The 23,427-nt window shown below is 57.5% G+C and carries 17 protein-coding genes; 14 read left to right on the forward strand and 3 right to left on the reverse strand.

What is annotated here, in order from left to right:
• Window positions 1-314: 314 nt before the first annotated feature.
• Window positions 315-1,733 (reverse strand): glutamine synthetase family protein, encoded by a 1,419-nt coding sequence (locus tag ABLV66_RS16010; RefSeq protein WP_348876180.1) that lies wholly within the window; start codon window positions 1,731-1,733, stop codon window positions 315-317.
• Between the two features lie 225 nt (window positions 1,734-1,958).
• On the opposite strand from ABLV66_RS16010, the gene puuD reads away from it, so the two are divergent.
• The 5 genes from puuD to puuE all read left to right on the forward strand — a co-directional run bounded on the left by puuD (window position 1,959) and on the right by puuE (window position 7,627).
• On the forward strand, window positions 1,959-2,711 hold the full coding sequence (puuD, locus tag ABLV66_RS16015; protein ID WP_161798760.1) for a gamma-glutamyl-gamma-aminobutyrate hydrolase: 753 nt from the start codon (window positions 1,959-1,961) through the stop codon (window positions 2,709-2,711).
• Window positions 2,712-2,736: 25 nt separating this feature from the next.
• Window positions 2,737-3,294 (forward strand): HTH-type transcriptional regulator PuuR, encoded by a 558-nt coding sequence (puuR, locus tag ABLV66_RS16020; RefSeq protein ID WP_002898590.1) that lies wholly within the window; start codon window positions 2,737-2,739, stop codon window positions 3,292-3,294.
• 250 nt (window positions 3,295-3,544) lie between these two features.
• The gene (puuC, locus tag ABLV66_RS16025; protein WP_348876217.1) at window positions 3,545-5,032 is read left to right on the forward strand and encodes an aldehyde dehydrogenase PuuC; all 1,488 of its coding nucleotides are present in this window, start codon (window positions 3,545-3,547) and stop codon (window positions 5,030-5,032) included.
• Between the two features lie 2 nt (window positions 5,033-5,034).
• Window positions 5,035-6,315 (forward strand): NAD(P)/FAD-dependent oxidoreductase, encoded by a 1,281-nt coding sequence (locus ABLV66_RS16030; protein ID WP_045397003.1) that lies wholly within the window; start codon window positions 5,035-5,037, stop codon window positions 6,313-6,315.
• A gap of 46 nt (window positions 6,316-6,361) precedes the next feature.
• On the forward strand, window positions 6,362-7,627 hold the full coding sequence (puuE, locus tag ABLV66_RS16035; protein WP_045386357.1) for a 4-aminobutyrate transaminase: 1,266 nt from the start codon (window positions 6,362-6,364) through the stop codon (window positions 7,625-7,627).
• Here the strand turns inward: puuE and ABLV66_RS16040 are convergent.
• Window positions 7,614-8,609: a LysR family transcriptional regulator gene (locus ABLV66_RS16040; RefSeq protein WP_161801883.1), complete on the reverse strand. Its 996-nt coding sequence runs from the start codon at window positions 8,607-8,609 to the stop codon at window positions 7,614-7,616. The two genes, puuE and ABLV66_RS16040, sit on opposite strands and share 14 nt — an antisense overlap.
• An 82-nt stretch (window positions 8,610-8,691) precedes the next feature.
• Here ABLV66_RS16040 and ABLV66_RS16045 point away from each other — a divergent pair, with 82 nt between their 5' ends.
• From ABLV66_RS16045 to ABLV66_RS16065, 5 genes are all read left to right on the forward strand, one after another.
• Window positions 8,692-9,777: a tartrate dehydrogenase gene (locus tag ABLV66_RS16045; protein WP_015367268.1), complete on the forward strand. Its 1,086-nt coding sequence runs from the start codon at window positions 8,692-8,694 to the stop codon at window positions 9,775-9,777.
• A gap of 764 nt (window positions 9,778-10,541) precedes the next feature.
• The gene (locus tag ABLV66_RS16050; protein ID WP_348876181.1) at window positions 10,542-12,149 is read left to right on the forward strand and encodes a BCCT family transporter; all 1,608 of its coding nucleotides are present in this window, start codon (window positions 10,542-10,544) and stop codon (window positions 12,147-12,149) included.
• A gap of 37 nt (window positions 12,150-12,186) precedes the next feature.
• On the forward strand, window positions 12,187-13,311 hold the full coding sequence (yeaW, locus tag ABLV66_RS16055; RefSeq protein ID WP_045397447.1) for a carnitine monooxygenase, oxygenase subunit YeaW: 1,125 nt from the start codon (window positions 12,187-12,189) through the stop codon (window positions 13,309-13,311).
• Between the two features lie 18 nt (window positions 13,312-13,329).
• Window positions 13,330-14,778: an NAD-dependent succinate-semialdehyde dehydrogenase gene (locus tag ABLV66_RS16060; RefSeq protein WP_348876182.1), complete on the forward strand. Its 1,449-nt coding sequence runs from the start codon at window positions 13,330-13,332 to the stop codon at window positions 14,776-14,778.
• Between the two features lie 56 nt (window positions 14,779-14,834).
• The gene (locus tag ABLV66_RS16065) at window positions 14,835-15,800 is read left to right on the forward strand and encodes a PDR/VanB family oxidoreductase (RefSeq protein WP_032714222.1); all 966 of its coding nucleotides are present in this window, start codon (window positions 14,835-14,837) and stop codon (window positions 15,798-15,800) included.
• A 37-nt stretch (window positions 15,801-15,837) separates the two neighbouring features.
• On the opposite strand, the gene ptsP is transcribed toward ABLV66_RS16065, so the two are convergent.
• On the reverse strand, window positions 15,838-18,339 hold the full coding sequence (gene ptsP, locus ABLV66_RS16070; protein WP_047065405.1) for a phosphoenolpyruvate--protein phosphotransferase: 2,502 nt from the start codon (window positions 18,337-18,339) through the stop codon (window positions 15,838-15,840).
• Window positions 18,340-18,648: 309 nt separating this feature from the next.
• Here ptsP and ABLV66_RS16075 point away from each other — a divergent pair, with 309 nt between their 5' ends.
• The 4 genes from ABLV66_RS16075 to ABLV66_RS16090 all read left to right on the forward strand — a co-directional run bounded on the left by ABLV66_RS16075 (window position 18,649) and on the right by ABLV66_RS16090 (window position 23,414).
• Window positions 18,649-19,725 (forward strand): PTS fructose transporter subunit EIIC, encoded by a 1,077-nt coding sequence (locus tag ABLV66_RS16075; RefSeq protein ID WP_047043613.1) that lies wholly within the window; start codon window positions 18,649-18,651, stop codon window positions 19,723-19,725.
• A gap of 20 nt (window positions 19,726-19,745) precedes the next feature.
• The gene (locus ABLV66_RS16080; protein WP_032711368.1) at window positions 19,746-20,066 is read left to right on the forward strand and encodes a PTS fructose-like transporter subunit IIB; all 321 of its coding nucleotides are present in this window, start codon (window positions 19,746-19,748) and stop codon (window positions 20,064-20,066) included.
• Window positions 20,067-20,275: 209 nt separating this feature from the next.
• Entirely contained in the window at window positions 20,276-22,573 is a 2,298-nt protein-coding gene (locus ABLV66_RS16085; protein WP_348876183.1) for a formate C-acetyltransferase, read from the forward strand.
• Window positions 22,539-23,414: a [formate-C-acetyltransferase]-activating enzyme gene (locus ABLV66_RS16090; protein ID WP_348876184.1), complete on the forward strand. Its 876-nt coding sequence runs from the start codon at window positions 22,539-22,541 to the stop codon at window positions 23,412-23,414. Before ABLV66_RS16085 ends, ABLV66_RS16090 begins: the two co-directional genes overlap by 35 nt.
• Window positions 23,415-23,427: the final 13 nt, after the last annotated feature.

Below are 23,427 nucleotides of genomic sequence, written 5' to 3' on the forward strand. Positions count from 1 at the left end.
ACAAAGACCGGGTAACAAACCTGCTTAGCAAGGGGGTAAGACGTAAATAAAAGGGTAAGACGGACCGATGAACGGCGGTAAGTTGGCATCCAATGCGGCCAAAGAGGCCCCCTTCTCCCTGCGGATATTTGAACATCTGCATCATCTCATTTCCTCGTCACACACTGTGTCGTTAACTGAAGCCCCGTTGCCGCCTGCGCTCCTTAACGCGACATCCGGGAAATGGCTGGGCTCCCAGCAAAAAGGACGACCAGGCTCCGCTCAGGCCGTATGATGCTACTGATTAAACTAATGCGCCCCTTACGGGGCGAACATCAGGCGTTTTTCAACATCCACTCAATTTCGGTTTCTGTGATAAGACGCTCAAACTGCAGTAACTCATCATTCTTACAGGCGTGGTAAACGTGGCAGAAACGCTCGCCAAGACGCTCCCGCAGATGATCGTTTTGCATAAACTCCCACAGCGCGTCGCTCTGGCGGATCGGGAACGGCAAGCCTTCTTGTTCCAGACCGTTACCTTCCACCTCTTCCTGCAGCGGCAGCGGATTATCCAGGCCGTGCAGGATGCCGGCGAAAATCGCCGCCATCACCAGATACGGGTTGGCGTCCGCCCCGGCTACGCGGTATTCAACGCGGTGGTTATGTCGATCGCCGCACGGGATACGCAGCGCTACCGTACGGTTGTTATGCCCCCATGACGCCTGCGTCGGCACATACATGCCCGCCTGGAAGCGACGATACGAGTTCACGTTCGGCGCCAGCAGCGCCATCGACGCCGGCATCAGGTCAATCATCCCGGCCAGCACGCGTTTCAGCAGGGCTGAATCCTCGCCGTCCGCATCCGCCAGCACGTTTTCACCCTTATTGTTTTGCATGCTGATATGGATATGCATCCCGCTACCCGCATGCTCTTCATAAGGTTTCGCCATAAAAGTGGCGTGCATCTTATGCTTCTCCGCCATTAAACGCACGAGACGTTTTAATGCCAGCGCATCATCGCACGCATCCAGCACGTTATCGGTGTGATGGAGGTTGATTTCGAATTGCCCCGGAGAGGCTTCAGCCACCGCGCCATCCGCCGGGATCAGCTGTAACTGGGCCAGTTCATCAATATCATTCAGTACATCGGCAAAATGGTTGAGGTTATCAACGGAATAGACCTGGCTTTGGGTATTGCGGTCGTCGGTGCCGGGCGCGCACGGCGGCTGCAGGTAGCCTTCGGCGTCGCGTTTGCGATCGAGTAAATAGAACTCCAGCTCTACCGCTACCACGGGGAACAATCCGCGCTGGCGGAGCTGCTGCCAGAGGCGGTTGAGTACGTTCCGCGGCTCAACGTCAAAGGGAGCGCCATCTTCATCAACCATGGTCAACAAGACCTGGCCGATGTATTCCGGATCGGCTGCCGAAGGGGTCAACGTACCCAATACCGGGACGCAGCTGCGGTCCGGTTCGCCCATATCCTGGCCAAGCCCGGCCTCTTCCACCACGTTGCCGAGAATATCCATCGCGAAAACGGACGCCGGGAAGTAGCAGCCCTTCTCCAGCTTGCTGAGGCTGGCGACCGGAATGCGTTTGCCGCGGAAGCAGCCGTTAAGGTCTGTGAGGAGTACATCGACATACTGAGTGTTGGGGTAGGTTTCGAGGTAGCGCTTCACTTCTTTAGCGAACGCGCTTACCCGTCTCTCTTCCGTCTGCTGAACAAAACTCTCAACTTCTACGATATTGGTTTCCATGATTCACCGCCGTTGTTTTAGTTTTCGGACCCTGACTGAAAACGTCAAATATAATGTCCACTATTCGAATGTGTATGCAAACAAAATGTTTGTCAAATGTTAAATTAAGTTTGCAAACGGCTATTTCCACTGCTAGATTGAGAAAATATTGAACGATATGGCCGTTTATCAGCCACTGGCGGTCATAATTTAGTCCACTTTGTGAGGGCGATCATGGAAAATATAATGTACAAGCCAGTTATTGGCGTCGTGATGTGTAGAAACAGGCTTAAGGGTCACCAGACCCAGACTCTGCAAGAAAAGTACCTGAATGCCATTGTTAACGCTGGCGGACTGCCGATTGCCCTGCCGCACGCGCTGGCCGAGCCGGAACTACTGGATGCGTTAGTCGATAAACTGGACGGGATCTACCTGCCAGGCAGCCCCAGCAACGTGCAGCCGCACCTTTATGGTGAAAACGGCGATGAGCCTGACGCCGACCCCGGGCGTGATCTTCTGAGCATGGCGCTAATTAACGCCGCGCTCGAAAGGCGCATCCCCATTTTCGCCATCTGCCGAGGGCTGCAGGAACTGGTTGTCGCCACCGGCGGGACTCTGTATCGTCGTCTGTTTGAACAGCCGGAACTGCTGGAGCATCGCGAAGATCCTGAACTACCGGTGGAGCAGCAGTATGCGCCGTCCCACCAGGTGGAGGTGCAGGAAGGAGGTTTACTTTCTCAGTTAATACCGGGCTGCAACACGTTTTGGGTAAACTCGCTACACGGCCAGGGCGCAAAAACGCTGGGTTCGCGTCTGCGCGTGGAGGCCCGTTCACCGGATGGGCTGGTTGAGGCGGTCAGCGTCAACGACCACCCTTTCGCGCTGGGCGTACAATGGCATCCTGAATGGAACAGTAGCGAATACGCCCTGTCGCGTATGTTGTTTGATGGTTTTATCACCGCCTGTCAGAGCCATGTCGCCGAAAAGCGGCGGCTCTGACCACTACAGTTAAGGAAATGCAAATATGAGCGATGACGGACTGGCGCCAGGGAAACGTCTGTCAGAGATCCGCCAACAGCTGGGTCTTTCACAGCGTCGTGCCGCCGAACTGTCTGGGTTAACACATAGTGCCATCAGCACCATAGAGCAGGACAAAGTCAGTCCTGCCATCAGTACGCTGCAAAAGCTGCTGAAAGTATATGGGCTGTCGCTCTCGGAATTCTTTTCTGAACCCGAAAAGCCGGATGAACCGCAGGTCGTCATTAATCAGGACGATCTTATCGAAATGGGGAGTCAGGGCGTTTCAATGAAACTGGTTCATAACGGAAATCCGAACCGTACGCTGGCGATGATTTTTGAAACTTACCAGCCTGGGACCACAACCGGGGAGAGAATAAAGCATCAGGGTGAGGAGATAGGCACCATACTGGAAGGTGAAATCGTGCTGACGATTAATGGTCAGTCGTACCACCTGGTGGCTGGACAGAGCTATGCCATTAATACCGGCATCCCTCATAGTTTCAGCAACACCTCGGCAGGTATCTGCCGCATTATCAGTGCCCACACCCCCACCACATTCTAATTTCTTAGCCTGAGCAGGTTTCAGGCTTTCTTCAGGCCTGCCGCGGCGGATGTAATATTTCCGCCGCGGCGAAGAACTCGCAGTAATAATACCTGCGCAGCGCGGAAATCTTATTTCCTGCTGGCCCAAAGATAATTAACGCCAGTGAATGGCGAAGAGACGGTTTTCTACCCCGGGGACGCCCTGCGCCCTGAGCAGCCTGAAAACGCCGAACCCGATATTTTGCCGATGATGTTTTTAAGGAGTCATGATGAATTTTCAGCACCTGGCTTACTGGCAGGAAAAAGCGAAAAACCTGGCCATTGAAACGCGCTTATTTATTAACGGCGAATATTGCGCCGCGGCCGATAATACCACCTTCGAGACTATCGACCCTGCCGCACAGCAGACATTAGCGCAGGTCGCCCGCGGTAAAAAAGCCGACGTCGAACGGGCAGTGAAAGCCGCGCGCCAGGCCTTTGATAACGGCGACTGGTCGCAGGCCTCCCCGGCCCGGCGTAAAGCGGTTCTCACGAAATTTGCCGACCTGATGGAAACCCATCGTGAAGAGCTGGCGCTGCTGGAAACGCTCGATACCGGCAAACCGATTCGCCACAGCCTGCGCGACGATATTCCCGGCTCCGCCCGCGCCATTCGCTGGTACGCCGAAGCGCTGGATAAAGTCTATGGCGAAGTCGCGCCCACCGGCGGTAACGAGCTGGCAATGATCGTTCGTGAACCGATTGGCGTGGTGGCCGCGGTGGTGCCGTGGAACTTCCCGCTGCTGCTGGCCTGCTGGAAACTCGGCCCGGCGCTGGCGGCAGGCAATAGCGTAATCCTCAAACCCTCGGAAAAATCGCCGCTTACCGCCTTGCGTCTGGCAGGGCTTGCAAAAGAAGCCGGACTTCCGGACGGGGTGTTAAACGTGGTCAGCGGCTTTGGCCACGAGGCCGGGCAGGCGCTGTCGCTGCATCCTGACGTTGAAGTCATCACCTTCACCGGATCCACCCGTACCGGCAAACAGCTGCTGAAAGATGCCGGCGACAGCAACATGAAGCGCGTGTGGCTGGAAGCGGGCGGCAAGAGCGCCAATATCGTCTTCGCCGACTGTCCGGATCTGCAAAAAGCGGTCAACGCCACCGCCGGCGGTATCTTCTATAACCAGGGGCAGGTCTGCATCGCCGGCACCCGACTGCTGCTGGAAGAGAGCATCGCCGATGAGTTCCTGACGTTGTTGAAAGCCCAGGCGCAAAACTGGCAGCCGGGCAATCCACTCGATCCCGATACCACCATGGGGATGTTAATTGATAACGCCCATGCCGACAGCGTGCACAGCTTTATCCGCGGCGGTGAGGCCAAAAGCACGCTATTCCTCGACGGACGGAAAAATCCGTGGCCAGCCGCCGTCGGCCCAACCATTTTCGTCGATGTCGACCCGTCCTCAACCCTCAGCCGCGAAGAGATCTTCGGCCCGGTGCTGGTGGTCACGCGCTTCAAAAGCGAAGAACAGGCGCTGCAACTGGCCAACGACAGCGACTACGGTCTCGGCGCCGCGGTGTGGACCCGCGATCTGTCGCGCGCCCACCGCATGAGTCGCCGCCTGAAGGCCGGCTCGGTCTTCGTCAACAACTACAACGATGGTGATATGACCGTCCCGTTCGGCGGCTATAAGCAGAGCGGCAACGGGCGCGATAAATCGCTGCACGCGCTGGAAAAATTCACCGAACTGAAAACCATCTGGATTGCTCTGGAGTCTTGATCATGACTGAACATACCACTAGCTACTACGCCGCCAGCGCCAACAAGTATGAACCGTTCCCAACGCTGGAGGAATCAATCAACTGTGACGTCTGCGTCGTCGGCGGCGGTTACACCGGCCTCTCCTCGGCCCTGCATCTGGCCGAAATGGGCTACGACGTAGTAGTGCTGGAAGGCGCACGTATTGGCTTCGGCGCCAGCGGCCGTAACGGCGGACAGCTGGTTAACTCCTATAGCCGCGATATCGACGTTATTGAGAAGAACTACGGCCCGGATGCGGCCAAAATGCTCGGCAGCATGATGTTCGAAGGCGGCGATATTATTCGCGAACGCATTCAGCGCTACCAGATCCAGTGCGATTACCGCCCAGGCGGCCTGTTTGTGGCCATGAACCATAAGCAAATGGAAACGCTGGAAGAGCAAAAAGCCAACTGGGAGCGCTACGGCAATACCCAACTGGAACTGCTCGACAGCCATGCCATTCGTCGCGAAGTAGACAGCGACCGCTACGTCGGCGCCCTGCTCGACCACAGCGGCGGCCATATTCACCCGCTGAACCTCGCCATCGGCGAAGCGGACGCCATTCGTCTTAACGGCGGCCGGGTGTATGAGCAGTCACCGGTGACCCGAATTCAGCACACCAGCCCGGCGGTGGTCAGTACCGCTCGCGGCCAGGTAACCGCGCGCTACGTGATCGTCGCCGGTAACGCCTATCTCGGCGACAAGCTTGAACCGGAGCTGGCAAAACGCAGCATGCCGTGCGGCACTCAGGTCGTGACGACCGCTCCGCTGTCGGAAGACTTAGCCCGCTCGCTGATCCCGAAAAACTACTGCGTGGAAGATTGTAACTACCTGCTGGACTACTACCGTCTTACCGGCGACAACCGCCTGCTGTACGGCGGCGGCGTGGTCTACGGCGCCCGTGACCCGGACGACGTAGAGCGTCTGATTATGCCGAAGCTGCTGAAAACCTTCCCGCAGCTGCAGGGGGTGAAAATTGACTACCGCTGGACCGGCAACTTCCTGCTGACCCTGTCGCGTATGCCGCAGTTCGGCCGTCTGGATAACAATATTTACTACATGCAGGGCTACAGCGGTCACGGCGTGACCTGTACTCATCTGGCCGGACGCTTGATTTCAGAACTGCTGCGCGGCGATGCCGAGCGCTTCGATGCCTTCGCCAAACTGCCGCACTACCCGTTCCCGGGCGGGCGCAGCCTGCGAATTCCTTTTACCGCCATGGGCGCCGCCTACTACAGCCTGCGCGATCGCCTTGGGGTCTGATTTGCCGTTCGGTTCCGTGATTAACTTTTGCTAAAGGGTGTTTATTATGAGCAACAATGAATTCCATCAGCGTCGTCTTTCCGCTACCCCGCGCGGCGTGGGCGTTATGTGCAACTTCTTTGCCCAGAGCGCGCAAAACGCCACGTTGACCGATGTCGAAGGCAATGAATATATCGATTTCGCCGCCGGCATCGCGGTGCTGAATACCGGCCATCGCCATCCGCGGATGGTCGCCGCGGTTGAACAGCAGCTGCAGCAATTTACCCATACCGCCTATCAGATCGTGCCTTATGAAAGCTATGTGTCGCTGGCGGAGAAGCTCAACGAACTGGCACCGGTCAAAGGCCCGGCAAAAACCGCCTTCTTCTCTACCGGCGCGGAAGCGGTAGAAAACGCGGTGAAAATCGCCCGTGCCCATACCGGACGCCCCGGCGTTATCGCCTTCGGCGGCGGTTTCCATGGCCGTACCTATATGACGATGGCGCTAACCGGTAAGGTCGCACCGTACAAACTGGGCTTCGGGCCGTTCCCCGGCTCGGTATACCACGTGCCGTACCCGTCAGCGCTGCACGGTATCAGCACCGCCGATTCGATTACCGCCCTTGAACGCCTGTTCAAAGCCGATATCGAAGCCAAACAGGTGGCGGCGATTATTTTCGAACCGGTACAGGGCGAAGGCGGCTTTAACGTCGCGCCGAAAGAGCTGGTTGCCGCAGTACGCCGCCTCTGCGATGAGCACGGCATCGTAATGATTGCCGATGAAGTACAGAGCGGCTTCGCCCGCACCGGTAAATTGTTCGCCATGGATCACTATGCCGATAAACCGGATCTGATGACGATGGCTAAAAGCCTGGCGGGCGGCATGCCGCTTTCCGGCGTGGTCGGTAACGCGCAGATCATGGATGCCCCGGCGCCGGGCGGCTTAGGCGGCACCTACGCCGGTAACCCGCTGGCGGTGGCGGCTGCGCATGCGGTGCTGGATATCATTGATAACGAAGCGCTGTGCGAGCGCGCGCAGTTCCTCGGCGAGCGCCTGCTGGCGACGCTACAGGAAGTTAAGGGCTGGTGTCCGGCGCTGGTGGAAGCGCGCGGCGTGGGTTCGATGATCGCCGCCGAGTTCTTCGATCCGGCGACCGGCGAACCGTCGGCGGCGATTGCGCAGAAAATCCAGCAGCAGGCGCTGGAGCAGGGCCTGCTGCTGTTGACCTGCGGCCAGTATGGCAACGTCATTCGCTTCCTCTATCCGTTGACCATCCCGGATGCTCAATTCTCACGCGCGCTGACGATCCTGCAGAGCGTCACTCGTCTGTAACGCCCTCCGCCGGCGGCGCTGGTCGCCGGCTGTTTTCCTCGCTGCTGACGATACACTGCTGGGGATAGTGCTGCTGAAAATAGTGGCGCAGAAACTCTACGGTGGTGCGAATTTTGGCTGAGGTCGCCAGCCGCGACACGTAGACCGCCCAGACGTTGGCGGGCTGATAATAGTCCGGCAGCACGTGTACCAGATGGCCGCTGGCGATATTTTCACTGACATCCCACCATGAACGTAATGCAATCCCCTGCCCATCCAGACACCACTGATGCACAATCTCACCATGGTTGGAGGAGAGCGGCCCGGTTACCTTGATCGCGTGCTGGCCCTCTTTGCTGTGCAGTTGCCAGACGCCAAACGGATGATCGCGCTCTTTAATCACCAGACAGGGTAAGGCTGCCAGGTCGCTTAGCTGTTTCGGCGGCGAGTGGCGGGCAAGGAACTGCGGCGACGCGCAGAGAATACGGTGGTTGGTCGCCAGCTTGCGGGCAATCAGATTCGGCGCGATATCGTCGCCGACGCGAATATCGAGATCCACCCCTTCATTGACCAAATCCACCAGCCGGTCCTGGACATCGAAGCGCAGCTCAAGTTGCGGGTACTGGCGGGCCAGCGCCGACAGCGCGGGGGCGACCACCCGGCGACCAAAGCCGAAGCTGCTGATAATCCGTAGCGTTCCCTGCGGTACCTGACGCACGTCGGAAAGCTCGTCCATCATCTCATCCACATCCTGCAGAATGCGCTGCGCCCATTCGTAGATCCGCTCCCCCTCTTCGGTAATGGTGACCCGTCGGGTGGTACGGTGCAGCAACATCACATGCAGGGTTTGCTCCAGCAGCGAAACCCGCTTGCTGACGAACGCCGGTGAGACGCCAAGCTCCTCGGCGGCGGCGGCAAAACCGGCCCGGCGAGCGACCAGCATGAACACGCGTAAATCATTTAGCAGCGGCAGATTATTCATGATCTGTGTTTTATGTTTCACCAGTTAGCGTGATTAATTATGAACCAGTCAATTATAGGATAGGCAGGTGGTCAAACATCATCGCTAAAAAGTGAGAACCGGAATGAAAAAAACCTGTCGTATTGCCGCCATCCCCGGTGACGGAATTGGTAAAGAAGTTCTGCCTGAAGGTATTCGCGTGCTGCAAGCCGCCGCGCAGCGTTGGGATCTGTCGCTGAGCTTCGAGCAGATGGAGTGGGCAAGCTGCGAATATTACGCCCATCACGGCAAGATGATGCCGGACGACTGGCGAGAGCAGTTGCAGGGCTTCGATGCTATCTATTTCGGCGCCGTCGGCTGGCCGGATACCGTCCCCGACCATATCTCCCTATGGGGTTCGCTGCTGAAGTTCCGCCGTGAATTCGATCAGTACGTCAACCTGCGCCCGGTGCGCCTGTTCCCCGGCGTCCCCTGTCCGCTGGCAGGTAAAAAGGCCGGCGACATCGATTTTTACGTGGTGCGCGAAAATACCGAGGGCGAATATTCCGCCCTCGGCGGCCGCGCCAATGAAGGCACCGAGCATGAAGTGGTGATTCAGGAGTCGGTCTTCACCCGCCGCGGCGTTGACCGGATCCTGCGCTACGCCTTTGAGCTGGCGCAAAGCCGCCCGCGCAAAACGCTGACCTCCGCAACCAAATCTAACGGTCTGGCGATCAGCATGCCCTACTGGGATGAGCGCGTGGAAGAGATGGCCAAAAGCTATCCCGAAATTCGCTGGGACAAGCAGCATATCGATATTCTCTGCGCCCGCTTCGTGCTGCAGCCGGAACGTTTCGACGTGGTCGTCGGCTCGAACCTGTTTGGCGATATTCTGTCGGATCTCGGCCCGGCCTGTACCGGCACTATCGGTATTGCGCCGTCGGCTAACCTCAATCCAGAGCGGACTTTCCCGTCGCTGTTCGAACCGGTTCACGGGTCGGCGCCGGATATTTACGGTAAAAATATCGCCAACCCGATCGCTACCGTTTGGGCCGGGGCGATGATGCTCGATTTCCTTGGCAACGGCGATGAGCGCTACCACGCCGCGCATAACGGCATTCTGGCGGCGATAGAGCAGGTGATCGCCAGCGGGCCGAAAACCCCGGACATGAAAGGCAACGCCTCAACGCAGCAGGTCAGCGACGCTATCTGCAAGGCCATTTTGGCGTAATTACCCCGCCGCTCCCCGGTGGCGCTGCGCTTACCGGGGCTACAATGGCACGCTCATGTAGATATCGCATCGGTTTGCAACGGTTTTGGTCCGGGAAAAACATGTGCTTTGTGTTAATTCAGAGCACATTGCGCTCCCGATATTTCTTCTGCGTTATGGCTCTCATGGCGCAGGGAGCGCACAGAGGGCGGCCATTCGCCGCCGCCCTCTGTACTCCCGGGCTCTGGCCGCCAAAATCGCCACTTCGTGGTACCTTCGACTTATCCCTGCAGGCTTCGGGGCGGGCCGAGGCAGCGTCCTTGCAAAACACGGCCCTCAGCCCGCATCCATGCGGGCTGCCCCGGCCTTCCGGGAACGTCTCAGCGATTTTGAGGCCACCAACACCAGCAGTTTCAGCCAGCGTGGTGAATAAATAAAAGGCAGGTCGCTCGGACCGTAGCCCGGGTAAGGCGTAGCCGCTACCCGGGAAAACTCGCGCCAACTCCCCTCTCTCCTCTGAATGCAGAATCCCCCACGATTGACAAGTGAACCGCATCACAGCGGCGAACTTTATTGATTCCCGAAAGGAAAGAACCTGCGCTAATTCACCTTTTATTATTTCCGTTCCGTGTTTTATTGCTTCACGAATCGGCCAATTGTTTAATTCATGTAACGAAGAAATAATCCAATTGTTAATAGCATTTTGCTACGAACCCTGACCCTACAGCGTGATAACAACGACAGGCTAAAGCCACCGACGGGCAACCGTGCCCAGGAGATCACTCATGTTGAGCAACGTAAAGAAAAAAGATGTGCCGCTGATTGTCATCAGCCTGGCGGCCATTGTTTTCATCGCCGCTACATTAAGTCTCTTCCCCCAACAAACCGCGCAGGCGGCTAATTCGATTTTTAACGGCGTCACCCGCCTGCTGGGTTCCGCGGTACAGGTGCTGGTGCTGCTGGCGCTGGGACTGGTGTTGTATCTGGCCACCAGCAAATACGGCAATATCCGGCTCGGCGAAGGCAAAGCCGAATACAGCACTCTCTCATGGCTGTTTATGTTTATTTGCGCCGGACTCGGCTCCTCTACGCTGTACTGGGGTGTTGCCGAGTGGGCTTATTACTACCAGACCCCTGGCCTGAATATTGCGCCGCATTCAGCAAAAGCGCTGGAATACAGCATCCCCTACTCTTTCTTCCACTGGGGCATTAGCGCGTGGGCGACCTACACCCTCGCCTCGCTGATCATGGCCTATCACTTCCACGTGCGGAAAAATAAAGGTCTCAGCCTCTCCGGGATCATTTCGGCAATCACCGGCGTCAATCCGCAGGGTTTCTGGGGTCGCCTGGTTGACCTGATGTTTCTGATCGCCACCGTCGGCGCGTTAACCATTTCGCTGGTGGTCACAGCCGCCACCTTCACCCGCGGCCTGTCAGCTCTCACCGGACTGCCGGATAACTTCACCGTCCAGGCGTTTGTGATCCTGCTCTCCGGCGGTATTTTCTGCATGAGCTCGTGGATTGGCATCAATAACGGCCTGCAGCGACTGAGCAAAATGGTCGGCTGGGGGGCGTTCCTGCTGCCGTTGGTGGTATTACTGGTTGGTCCGACCGAATTCATCACCAATAACATCATCAACGCTATCGGTCTGACGAGCCAAAACTTTCTGCAGATGAGCCTGTTTACCGACCCGCTCGGCGATGGCGCCTTTACCCGCAACTGGACCGTCTTCTACTGGCTGTGGTGGATCTCCTATACCCCAGGCGTGGCGATGTTCGTCACCCGCGTCTCCCGCGGACGTAAGATTAAAGAGGTGATCTGGGGGCTTATCCTCGGCAGCACCGCCGGCTGCTGGTTCTTCTTCGGGGTGATGGAAAGCTATGCCATGCATCAGTTCGTCAACGGCGTGATTAACGTGCCGCAGGTGATGCAGTCCCTCGGCGGCGAAACCGCCGTCCAGCAGGTGCTGATGTCGCTGCCGGCGGGCAAGCTGTTCCTCGCCGCCTATCTGTTCGTGATGATCGTTTTCCTCGCCTCGCATATGGATGCGGTGGCCTACACCATGGCGGCGACCAGTACCCGTAACCTGCGCGAAGGCGAAGATCCGGATCGCGGCATGCGCCTGTTCTGGTGCGTGGTGATTACCATCATCCCGCTATCGATTCTGTTTACCGGCGCTTCGCTGGAAACCATGAAAACCACCGTGGTGCTGACCGCCTTACCGTTCCTTGCCATTTTACTGATCAAGACCGGCGGCTTTGTACGCTGGCTAAAACAGGACTACGCCCACGTGCCTGTGCATCAGATAGAAACCCATACGCCCGAGCCGATCGTTAAAGCCGAGACGCTGCCGGTTGGCGCGGTACTTAAAGGCGACGGCCAGTCGCTGTAAAAAACGCTTACTGACAATAATCACAAGGTGACCCTACATGAGCAATTTAAGCCCTGACTTTACCCTGCCGATTAACTTTTGCGCCAATCCGCAGGACGCCTGGACCATTCCGGCCCGTTTTTACACCGACAGCCAGGCGTTTGAGCACGAGAAAGAGCGTATCTTCGCCAATAGCTGGATTTGCGTCGCCCACGGCAGCGAAGTCGCCAGGCCGAACGATTACATCACCCGGGAGATCATCGGCGAAAATATCGTTATCGTCCGCGGCCGCGACAACATTCTGCGCGCCTTCTATAACGTCTGCCCGCACCGCGGCCACCAGTTGCTGAGCGGTGAAGGTAAAGCCAAAAACGTGATTACCTGCCCCTATCACGCCTGGGCCTTCAAGCTGGACGGCAATCTCGCCCACGCCCGCAACTGCGAAAACGTAGCGAACTTCGATAGCGAAAAGGCAAAGCTTGTGCCGGTGCGCCTTGAAGAGTATGCCGGCTTTGTGTTTATCAATATGAACCCGCAAGCGGAGAGCGTGGAAACGCAGCTACCGGGACTGCAGGACAAAGTGCTGGAAGCCTGCCCGGATGTACATGAGCTGAAACTGGCGGCGCGCTTTACCACCCTTACCCCGGCGAACTGGAAAAATATCGTCGATAACTATCTGGAATGTTATCACTGCGGCCCGGCGCACCCGGGCTTCTCAGATTCCGTGCAGGTTGACCGTTACTGGCACACCATGCACGGCAAATGGACGCTGCAGTATGGCTTCGCCAAACCGTCCGAGCAGTCCTTTAAATTCGAAGAAGGCACCGACGCCGCGTTCCACGGTTTCTGGCTGTGGCCGTGCACCATGCTCAACGTCACGCCGATCAAAGGCATGATGACCGTCATTTATGAGTTCCCGGTGGATGAAGAGACCACCCTGCAGAACTACGACATCTATTTCACCAATGAAGAGCTGACCGACGATCAGAAGGCGCTGATTGAGTGGTATCGCGACGTGTTCCGCCCGGAAGATTTACGTCTGGTGGAAAGCGTGCAAAAGGGGCTGAAGTCCCGCGGCTATCGCGGCCAAGGACGCATTATGGCGGATAACAGCGGCAGCGGTATCTCCGAGCATGGGATCGCCCATTTCCACAATCTGGTCGCCCAGGTGTTCCAGCCGTAATCGTTGAAGGAGTTAGCCATGTCCGTATTTCACTCAAATCTATTTCGCCAGCAGGCGCTGATTGCTGGAAGCTGGCACGACGCCGCCGACGGTACGACGCTTGCCGTCAGCAATCCCTCCACCGGCGCGACGCTCGGCCGGATCCCGAATATGGGCCAGACGGAAGCGCAGCAGGCGGTGGATGCCGCCGCTGCCGCGCTGCCGGCATGGCGCGCGCTTACCGCCGCCCAGCGCGCCGCGCTATTGAAGAACTGGCACCGCCTGATCCTCGAAAACAAGTCCGCGCTGGCGCAGATTATGACCGCCGAGCAGGGCAAGCCGCTAGCGGAAGCGGAAGGCGAAATCGCCTATGCGGCCTCGTTTATCGAGTGGTTTGCCGAACAAGGGAAACGCGCCAACGGCGAGATAATCCCCTCCCCCGGCGCCGATAAACGCCTGATGGTGATCCGCCAGGGCGTGGGCGTCTGCGCGGCGATCACCCCGTGGAACTTCCCGGCGGCGATGATCACCCGTAAGGCCGGCCCGGCGCTGGCCGCGGGTTGTACGATGGTAATTAAGCCTGCCAATGAAACGCCGTTTACCGCGCTGGCGATGGCGGAACTGGCGAAACAGGCCGGGATCCCGCAGGGCGTCATTAACGTCGTAACCGGGCAGTCGCGTGAGATTGGCGCGGTGTTCACCGGCGATGAGCGGGTGCGTAAGCTCTCCTTTACCGGTTCGACCGAAGTCGGCCGCGTGCTGATGCGCCAGTGCGCGGAATCCATCAAAAAGCTCTCTTTAGAGCTCGGCGGTAACGCGCCGTTTATCGTCTTTGACGACGCCGATATCGATAAAGCGGTCGAGGGGGCGCTGATCGCCAAGTTCCGCAACGCCGGGCAAACCTGCGTCTGCGTCAACCGTTTCTATATTCATCGCGCCGTCTACGACCAATTCTGCGATAAGTTCGTCGCCCGCGTCGCCGCCTTGAAAGTCGGCGATGGCAGCGAGTCCGATGTCCAGATTGGCCCGCTTATCAACGCCGACGCCGGACGCAAAGTCCAGTCCCTGCTCGACGACGCGCTCACCCGCGGCGCGACGCTGTTAACCGGCGGTAAAGCGCATCCGCTGGGCGGTAATTTCTTCACCCCTACGGTTATCGGCGACGTACAGCCGGGGTCACTGCTGCTGCAGGAAGAGATTTTCGGCCCGGTGGCCGCGCTGGTGAAATTTGAGGATGAGCAAGAGGTCATTGAGCAGGCCAATAACACCATCTACGGCCTCGCCTCCTATTTTTACAGCAACGATGCCGCCCGTATCTGGCGCGTCTCCGAACAGCTGGAATACGGCATGGTCGGCATCAATACCGGGCTGATTTCTAATGAAGTCGCGCCATTTGGCGGAGTGAAACAGTCGGGTCTTGGCCGCGAAGGGTCGGAACACGGTATCGAAGATTACCTGGAGATGAAGTATCTCTGCCAGGGGTTGTAACTGTATTCTCCCGGCGGCGGCTCTGGCCACGCCGGGATTTTTGATGGAGTTCAGCGATGTCTGATTATCAAATGTTTGAGACGATCGTTCGCGATGTTGAACAGATCACCGCCCAGGTTAAGCGTTTTACGCTGGTCTCGTCGACCGGCGCTCCGCTGCCGGAGTTCAGCGGCGGCAGCCATATAATCGTCCAGATGCAGGATGGCGAGCAGCGCTACAGCAATGCCTATTCGCTAATGAGCTCGCCGCTGGATACCGCCAGCTGGCAGATTGCGGTGCGTCTCGAGTCACCTTCCAAAGGCGGCTCGCGTTTTATGCACCAGCAGGTGCGCCCGGGCGATACCCTGACGGTGTCCACCCCCAACAACCTGTTCGCCATCGAGCCACAGGCGCGCAAGCATCTGCTGATTGCCGGCGGCATCGGCATTACGCCCTTCTTATCGCATATTCCGGAACTGGAACAGCGCCAGGCCGACTGGCAGCTGCATTACTGTTTTCACGACGCCGACAGTAATGCTTTCGTCGATACGCTTCGCGCCGCGCCGTGGCGCGACCGGGTCAATATTCACATCTCAGCGCTCGGCAGCCGTCTCGATCTGTCGCGCCTGTTCGCCGACATCGAGCCCGGAACCCACGTCTATACCTGCGGCCCGGCTGCACTTAACGAGGCGGTGAAAGCCGCCGCCGAACGGCATCAGGTTCCCGCCAGCCAGCTGCACTTTGAGCAATTTATCCTTGAGGATAAAGGCGGAGAGGCATTTACGCTGGTGCTGGCGCGTTCCGGACGCGAATTTACCGTGCCGCAGGACATGACCATTCTGCAGGTTATTGAGAATAACAAAGCGGCGAAGGTGGAATGCCTGTGCCGCGAAGGAGTATGCGGCACCTGCGAAACGATGATTCTCGAGGGTGAAGCCGACCACCGCGATCAGTACTACAGCGATGAAGAGAAAGCCAGCCAGCAGAGTATGCTGATCTGCTGCTCACGCGCTAAAGGCGGCCGGTTAGTGCTGGATTTATAGCTCACTCTCCGGCCAGCGGCGCTAGCCGGAGAGACAATCACAGTTCCAGCTCGCGGCGCAACAGTTCGGCGATATCCTCGGGGCTTGCCGCATTCACCAGAGCGGTACGAAAACCCTCATGCATAATCCGCCGCGCCAGGCGTGAGAAGATCCGCATATGCTGGTCACCCGCCGAGTGTTTGTTCAGCGTCAGCATAATGACAAATTGCGCTTCTTCATCGCCCCACATCACCGGTTGCGCCAGCCGCGCGACGCTGATGGTCGACTGCTCAATATGCTCGGATTTACTGTGCGGAATGGCGAAGCTAAAGCCCAGACCGGTGGAGAACACCGCCTCGCGGGCCCACAGATCGGCTTCCAGCTTACGCGGATAGCGGCAACGCCCGGCCAACAGCAGATTGTCGGTCATCCCTTTCAGAACTTCTTCTTTACTGCGCCAGTCGCTATTAAGCGTAATGCACTGGGTACTCACCAGCGGAACATCCTGCTGACGCATGCGGAACTGGGCCAGCAGATGTTCCACTTCCAGCGAAGTACGGCACTGCATCGCCTGATTCAGCAGCTGGCGGCAGGCGCGGCTATCCAGTTGCGCCAGGCGCGCCTTGGTCGCCGGGATTGCCGGCGCGCTCATACTCAATTCATCTAAACCGAGGCCAACCAGCAGCGGCAGCACCGACCCTTTCGCCCCCAGCTCGCCGCACAGGCCAATCCATTTCCCCTGACGATGCACCGCCTGCACGGCATAGTCCAGCGCGCGCAGGAAGGCCGGATTCAGGCTGTTGTAGTGGCGCGTTACTTTAGCGTTATCGCGATCGACCGCCAGCAGATACTGCGTTAAGTCGTTACTGCCGATGCTAAAGAAATCGATCTCTTCACAGCACTGATCGATGATAAACATCACCGACGGTACCTCCAGCATGATACCGAGCGGGATCTTTTCATCAAACGGGATCTGTTCGGCGCGCAGCGACTGCTTGGCCTCCGCCAGCCGCTCTTTCACCCACAGAATCTCCTCCATTGATGAAATCATCGGGATCATAATTTTCAGCGAGCCATGCGCCGAGGCGCGTAAAATCGCCCGCAGTTGAGTATGAAACAGCGCCTGATACTCTTCATAAATGCGCACCGCGCGGTAGCCGAGGAACGGATTGTTTTCCGCCGGAATATTGAGATACGCCACCGGCTTATCGCCGCCGATATCCATGGTCCGCACGATAATGCTGCGGCCGTTGGCCGGCTCCAGCGCCTGACAAAAGATGTTGTAGAGCTCATTTTCCGACGGCGCGCCAGGGCGGTCCATATACAACATTTCGGTGCGGAACAGCCCAACCGACTGCGCGCCGTTATTGAATGCCGCCACCGCTTCCACCGAATGCGCGATATTGGCGGCAATCTCGACGCGGATACCGTCTTGCGTCTGCCCGGCTTTATCGAGCCATACCTGCTGCTGTTGCTGAATTTGCTCCTGTAGCCAGGCCTCCTGCTGATAATAACGCGCCACCGCTGGGCTGGGGTCCACCACCAGCAGCCCGGCATTACCGTCTATCTGTACCTGGGTATCGACCCACGGCAGCAGCGCCGGCAGGTCAACCCCCACCAGGGTAGGAATATTGAACGAACGGGCCAGAATGACAGTATGTGAAGTGGTGCCACCGCTGCGCAGCAGTAGCCCTTTCAACTGCGACTTATCCAGTTCCAGAAACTGGCTTGGGGTCAGTTCATCGGCAAGACAAATAGCCGCTTCCCGCAGTTGTCCCGGTGCCGGAAAGCGGTCTTCACCGTAAATATGCTGCAATAGCTGGAAACAGACGTCGCGGACATCCAGCACTCGTTCCTGCAGATAGCTGTTGCCGGAATCGCGGAACTGGGCGCAGAAGTGGTCGCCGGTGGCGACAATAGCCTGCGCGCAGCTAAGGCCGGTAAGAATACCGCCAAGCAGGTGCTGGCGCAGGGAAGCATCGGTCGCCAGCGAACGGTGAGCTTGCAGAATCGCGCTGGCGGTGCCGTCATTGTCCAGCAACCGCAGATCGATATCCTGCACCAGCAGACGCAAACCGTTATCCAGCGCCGTCTGCTCCTGTTCAAGGCCGGCGGCGACGGGCAGTTCGCCAAGGTCGTGAAGATCGCGTGATTTGAGATGAACCAGCTTACCGCCCGCACTGCCGGCGCAGACCGGGCGCGCAGGAAACAGCGTTGGATTCAGCCGCGACAGCGATTCCGGTACCGGCTCGATATCCAACGCTTGCGCGGCAGGTAGCGGCGCATCGCAGTGCGGAAACTCATTTTCGATAAACGCGGTTAACGCGGCAAATGCTTCGGCTTCATCCTCACCGCTGATAATCAGCTGACAGGCGTCGCCCTTGAGGGTGTTACTACCAATGATCGCCAGCGCGCTTTTCGCATTCCCGCGACCGTCGCTACGCAGATTCCGCCACTCAACCGCCGATGAAAAGCGGTTACACAGCGTTTCGACCAGGCTTGCCGGGCGCGCATGCACGCCATTTGGCAAATCACATATGAATTCAATTACCAGTGCCATCGCCTTCCTCCTGAGCAATGCGTTATTTCAGCCAAAGGTAATGAAAGAAGGCGCAATGAACTACGTGATAAAACTGGCAATTACTGGACTATTGTACACATACATCTTTTTTATGCTCACCATCACAATTCATCAGCCAGGACATACATAACCCTCTTCACAGCTAAGATTTGAGGTTGATCGCAATTCCTTTCTCACCTTACAAATATCCAGTAAATGCACTTTTTCTCTACTATTTTATACCCCGCCCTTTTTCTAATGTTGAAGCATCAATACTGTCACGGGCCACACAGCGCTCAGGAGCAAGCAATGAACGAACTGGTGCAAATACTAAAAAATACTCGCCAGCATCTGATGACCGGCGTCTCACACATGATCCCCTTCGTCGTCTCGGGCGGGATCCTACTGGCGGTGTCCGTCATGTTGTATGGCAAAGGCGCGGTGCCCGATGCCGCCACCGACCCTAATCTGAAGAAGCTCTTTGATATCGGCGTCGCCGGGCTGACGCTGATGGTGCCTTTTCTTGCCGCCTATATCGGCTACTCCATTTCTGACCGCGCCGCGCTGGCCCCTTGCGCCATTGGCGCCTGGGTGGGCAACAGCTTCGGCGCCGGCTTCTTCGGCGCGTTGATAGCCGGCATGATTGGCGGTCTGGTGGTCTATTACCTGAAAAAAATCCCCGTACATAAAGTTCTGCGCTCGGTGATGCCGATTTTCATCATTCCCATCGTCGGCACCTTTATCACCGCCGGGATCATGATGTGGGGGCTCGGCGAGCCGGTAGGCGCGCTGACCGCAAACCTGACCAGTTGGCTGCAAGGGATGCGCGAAGGCAGCATCGTGGTGCTGGCCATCATTATGGGCCTGATGCTGGCTTTTGATATGGGCGGCCCGGTCAACAAAGTGGCCTACGCCTTTATGCTGATTTGCGTCTCTCAGGGCGTCTACAGCGTCGTGGCAATCGCCGCGGTCGGCATCGCCGTACCGCCGCTGGGCATGGGGCTGGCGACGTTGATTGGCCGTCAATATTTTACCGCCGAAGAGCGTGAAACCGGCAAGGCCGCGCTGGTGATGGGCTGCGTCGGCGTGACCGAAGGCGCCATCCCCTTTGCCGCCGCCGACCCGCTGCGCGTTATTCCCGCCAACATGATTGGCGCCGCCTGCGGCTGCGTTACCGCCGCGCTGATGGGCGCGCAGTGCTATGCCGGCTGGGGCGGGCTTATCGTGCTGCCGGTGGTCCAGGGCAAACTCGCCTTTGTCACCGCACTCTTTGTCGGCGCCTGCGTCAGCGCGGCCTGTGTCATCACTCTGAAAGCATTCACCAAAAAGAAACCGTCCGACGCCCAGGACGACGATGAATTAGATCTTGATTTCGAAATTAACTAACAGACTGGAAGGAACACCTTATGACCCACATTATCGCCGTTACCGCCTGCCCATCGGGCGTCGCTCATACCTATATGGCCGCCGAGTCGCTGGAAAGCGCCGCCAAAGCCAAAGGTTGGCAGGTTAAGGTAGAGACCCAGGGTTCCATTGGTATTGAGAACGAACTTACGGCGGAAGAGATCGCCGCTGCCGATATGGTCATCCTGACCAAAGACATCGGCATTAAGTTTGAAGAACGCTTTGCCGGGAAAACCATTGTGCGCGTCAACATCAGCGATGCGGTAAAACGCGCAGACGCCATCATGAACAAGATAGACAGCCACCTTTCCCAGAACGCCTGAAGCCCAAAAGAGGCGCTACGCGCCTCTCAGACTGCTGACAAAGAAGGAAAAAGCGTGGTTTTTCCTTCTTTGTGGTTATCAGCCGAAAATCAATAAATTGATTTTCCTTGTTATTTGCCTGGTGCAATTTGCAAGCTCAATGATTGCATGAGGTTTGTCATTAATCTCAGAGGCGCTACGCGCCTCTTAGCCACAACATGGAGTTTGTCATGACGAATCGTACTCAACGCCTGAAAGCCAGCCTGTTCGCCCAGCCGCGCGAAATCTCCCTTGAACGCGCATTGCTCTATACCGCCAGCCATCGGCTGACGGAGGGGGAGCCGGTGATTATCCGCCGGGCGAAAGCCACGGCGTGGATCCTCGATAAGGTGGCCATTTCGATTCGTGATGATGAACTGATTGCCGGCAACCGCACCGTCAAACCACGTGCGGGGATCATGTCGCCGGAGATGGACCCCTACTGGCTGCTCAACGAGCTCGACGCCTTCCCGACCCGCCCGCAGGACCGCTTCGCGATAAGTGAAGAAGATAAGCGGATTTACCGCGAAACGCTGTTCCCTTACTGGGAAAAGCGTTCGATGAAAGATTTCATTAACGGTCAAATAACCGAGGAGGTCAAGGCCGCGATCGGCACGCAGATTTTCAGCGTTAACCAGACGGATAAAGGCCAGGGCCATATTATTATCGACTATCCGCGGCTGCTGAATAATGGCCTTGATGCGCTGATCGCCGAGCTGAAATCACACTGCGCCCGGCAGCCTGATAACCACTTTTATCAGGCGGTCCTGATCTTGCTTGAAGCTTCGCAGCGTCATATTTTGCGCTACGCCACGCTGGCGGAAGAGATGGCCGCCAACTGCACAAATACCCAACGTCAGCAGGAGCTGGCAACCATCGCCGCCATCTCACGCCATAACGCGCAGCATCGGCCGCAGGATTTTGCCCAGGCCTGCCAGCTGTTCTGGTATATGAATATTATTTTGCAGTACGAGTCCAACGCCAGCTCGATTTCGCTCGGACGCTTTGACCAGTACATGTTGCCTTTTTATCAGGCATCGCTGAATCAGGGTCAGGATCCCGCGTATCTCAAGGAGCTACTGGAGTCGCTATGGGTGAAGTGTAACGATATCGTTCTACTGCGTTCATCCAGCAGCGCACGCTATTTCGCCGGTTTTCCCACCGGCTACACCGCCCTGCTTGGCGGACTGACGGAAACCGGGCGTAGTGCGGTAAACGTACTGTCCTTTCTTTCTCTCGATGCTTACCAGAATGTGCAGCTACCGCAGCCAAATCTGGGCGTGCGGGTCAATGAGCTGATTGACCGCCCGTTCCTGCGCAAAACCGCTGAGACCATTCGCCTGGGTACCGGGATCCCGCAGATTTTCAACGATGAAGTGGTCGTCCCGGCCTTCCTTAACCGCGGCGTGTCGCTGGAAGATGCCCGCGATTACGCGGTGGTCGGCTGCGTAGAGCTCTCTATTCCAGGGCGCACCTACGGCCTGCACGATATCGCGATGTTTAATCTGCTGAAGGTGATGGAAATTGTGCTGCAGGAAAATGAACATCAGCCTGAAGTCAGCTGGGACGGTCTCATCAGCCAAATCCGCGACAAAATCCGCTATTACATCAAGCTGATGGTCGAGGGCAGCAACATTTGCGATATCGGACACCGCGACTGGGCTCCGGTCCCCCTGCTGTCATCCTTTATCGAAGATTGCGTGCAGCACGGCAAAGATATCACCGCAGGCGGCGCGCGCTATAACTTCTCCGGCGTTCAGGGTATCGGAATCGCTAACCTGAGCGATTCGCTGCACGCGCTGAAGGGCATGGTCTTCGAGCAACAGCGCCTCAGCTTTGCCGAACTGATGGCGGTACTGAAAGCCAACTTCCGCACGCCGGAAGGAGAAAAAATCCGCGCCCGTTTGATCAACCGTTACGAGAAATACGGCAACGATATCGACGAAGTGGATAATATTAGCGCCGATCTGCTGCGTTTTTACTGTAAAGAGGTAGAACGGTATCTAAACCCGCGCGGCGGCCATTTCACCCCAGGCTCCTATACCGTATCCGCGCATGTGCCGCTGGGCTCGGTGGTCGGCGCGACGCCGGACGGCCGGTTGGCCGGCGAACAGCTGGCGGACGGCGGCCTGTCGCCAATGATTGGGCAGGATGCCCAGGGGCCGACGGCGGTGCTGAAATCGGTCAGCAAACTGGATAATTATCTGCTATCGAACGGTACGCTGCTGAACGTCAAATTCACCCCGGCAACGCTTGCCGGCGACAGCGGCCTGAACAAACTGGCAGACTTTTTACAGGCCTTCTGCAAGCTCAAACTGCAGCATATCCAGTTTAACGTGGTCAACGCGGACACGCTGCGTGAAGCGCAGCAGCGGCCGCAGGATTTTGCCGGTCTGGTGGTGCGCGTCGCAGGTTACAGCGCCTTCTTTGTTGAGCTGTCAAAGGAGATACAGGATGACATTATCCGCCGCACCGCGCATCAGCTGTGAGGTCATCGAAACGCGCGCCGATACGGCGCGCATTTTTAACCTCCAACGCTACTCGCTTAATGACGGGCAAGGGATCCGCACGGTGGTGTTTTTCAAAGGCTGCCCCCACACCTGCCCGTGGTGCGCCAATCCTGAATCGATCTCGCCAAAGATCCAGACCGTGCGCCGGGAGAGTAAATGCCTGCGCTGCACGCGCTGCCTGCAGGACGTCGCCGAGTGTCCCTCCGGGGCATGGGAGCAGATTGGCCGGGATGTTACGCTCGATGCCCTGCTGCGCGAGGTGCTTAAGGACGAGGTCTTCTTCCGCGCCTCCGGCGGCGGCGTCACCCTGTCAGGGGGCGAAGTGCTGATGCAGGCCGTGTTTGCCGCCCGCTTCCTCCAGCACCTGCGCCACTGGGGGGTGCGCACCGCTATCGAGACCGCGGGCGACTGCGCCTTTACCCGTTTTATCCCGGTCGCCGAAGCCTGTGACGAAATACTGTTTGATTTGAAAATCATGAATAGCGAGCAGGCCCATTCACTACTGCAGATGAATCAGCCGCGAGTGCTGGACAACTTCCGTCAGTTGGCCATCCGCAAAATGAATCTTATCCCGCGCGTGCCGCTGATCCCTGGCTACACGATGAACACGGAGAATTTTAAGCAGATCTTAAAGTTCCTCGCGCCGTTCGGTCTGACGGAGATTCATCTGTTGCCGTTTCATCAATATGGCGAGGCGAAATACCGTCTGCTGGGTAAAACCTGGCCGCTGGCCAACGTCAACGCTCCCCGAGAGGCGGATATTCATCCTTATCAAGCGCTGGCTGAAGCAGCAGGATATCACGTCACTATCGGCGGTTAACGCCTGGAGGATG

Source organism: Klebsiella sp. CN_Kp073, assembly GCF_040065495.2.
Lineage (GTDB): Bacteria > Pseudomonadota > Gammaproteobacteria > Enterobacterales > Enterobacteriaceae > Klebsiella > Klebsiella aerogenes.

Bases quoted from the DNA above. Each gene is read 5' to 3' on its own strand.
- ABLV66_RS16085 (WP_348876183.1), top strand. From the start codon at position 20,276: ATGACGAATCGTACTCAACGCCTGAAAGCCAGCCTGTTCGCCCAGCCG.
- puuE (WP_045386357.1), top strand. From the start codon at position 6,362: ATGAGCAACAATGAATTCCATCAGCGTCGTCTTTCCGCTACCCCGCGC.
- ABLV66_RS16075 (WP_047043613.1), top strand. From the start codon at position 18,649: ATGAACGAACTGGTGCAAATACTAAAAAATACTCGCCAGCATCTGATG.
- ABLV66_RS16065 (WP_032714222.1), top strand. From the start codon at position 14,835: ATGTCTGATTATCAAATGTTTGAGACGATCGTTCGCGATGTTGAACAG.
- ABLV66_RS16045 (WP_015367268.1), top strand. From the start codon at position 8,692: ATGAAAAAAACCTGTCGTATTGCCGCCATCCCCGGTGACGGAATTGGT.
- ABLV66_RS16030 (WP_045397003.1), top strand. From the start codon at position 5,035: ATGACTGAACATACCACTAGCTACTACGCCGCCAGCGCCAACAAGTAT.
- ptsP (WP_047065405.1), bottom strand. From the start codon at position 18,339: ATGGCACTGGTAATTGAATTCATATGTGATTTGCCAAATGGCGTGCAT.
- ABLV66_RS16080 (WP_032711368.1), top strand. From the start codon at position 19,746: ATGACCCACATTATCGCCGTTACCGCCTGCCCATCGGGCGTCGCTCAT.
- ABLV66_RS16010 (WP_348876180.1), bottom strand. From the start codon at position 1,733: ATGGAAACCAATATCGTAGAAGTTGAGAGTTTTGTTCAGCAGACGGAA.
- puuC (WP_348876217.1), top strand. From the start codon at position 3,545: ATGAATTTTCAGCACCTGGCTTACTGGCAGGAAAAAGCGAAAAACCTG.
- ABLV66_RS16050 (WP_348876181.1), top strand. From the start codon at position 10,542: ATGTTGAGCAACGTAAAGAAAAAAGATGTGCCGCTGATTGTCATCAGC.
- ABLV66_RS16060 (WP_348876182.1), top strand. From the start codon at position 13,330: ATGTCCGTATTTCACTCAAATCTATTTCGCCAGCAGGCGCTGATTGCT.
- puuD (WP_161798760.1), top strand. From the start codon at position 1,959: ATGTACAAGCCAGTTATTGGCGTCGTGATGTGTAGAAACAGGCTTAAG.
- yeaW (WP_045397447.1), top strand. From the start codon at position 12,187: ATGAGCAATTTAAGCCCTGACTTTACCCTGCCGATTAACTTTTGCGCC.
- ABLV66_RS16090 (WP_348876184.1), top strand. From the start codon at position 22,539: ATGACATTATCCGCCGCACCGCGCATCAGCTGTGAGGTCATCGAAACG.
- puuR (WP_002898590.1), top strand. From the start codon at position 2,737: ATGAGCGATGACGGACTGGCGCCAGGGAAACGTCTGTCAGAGATCCGC.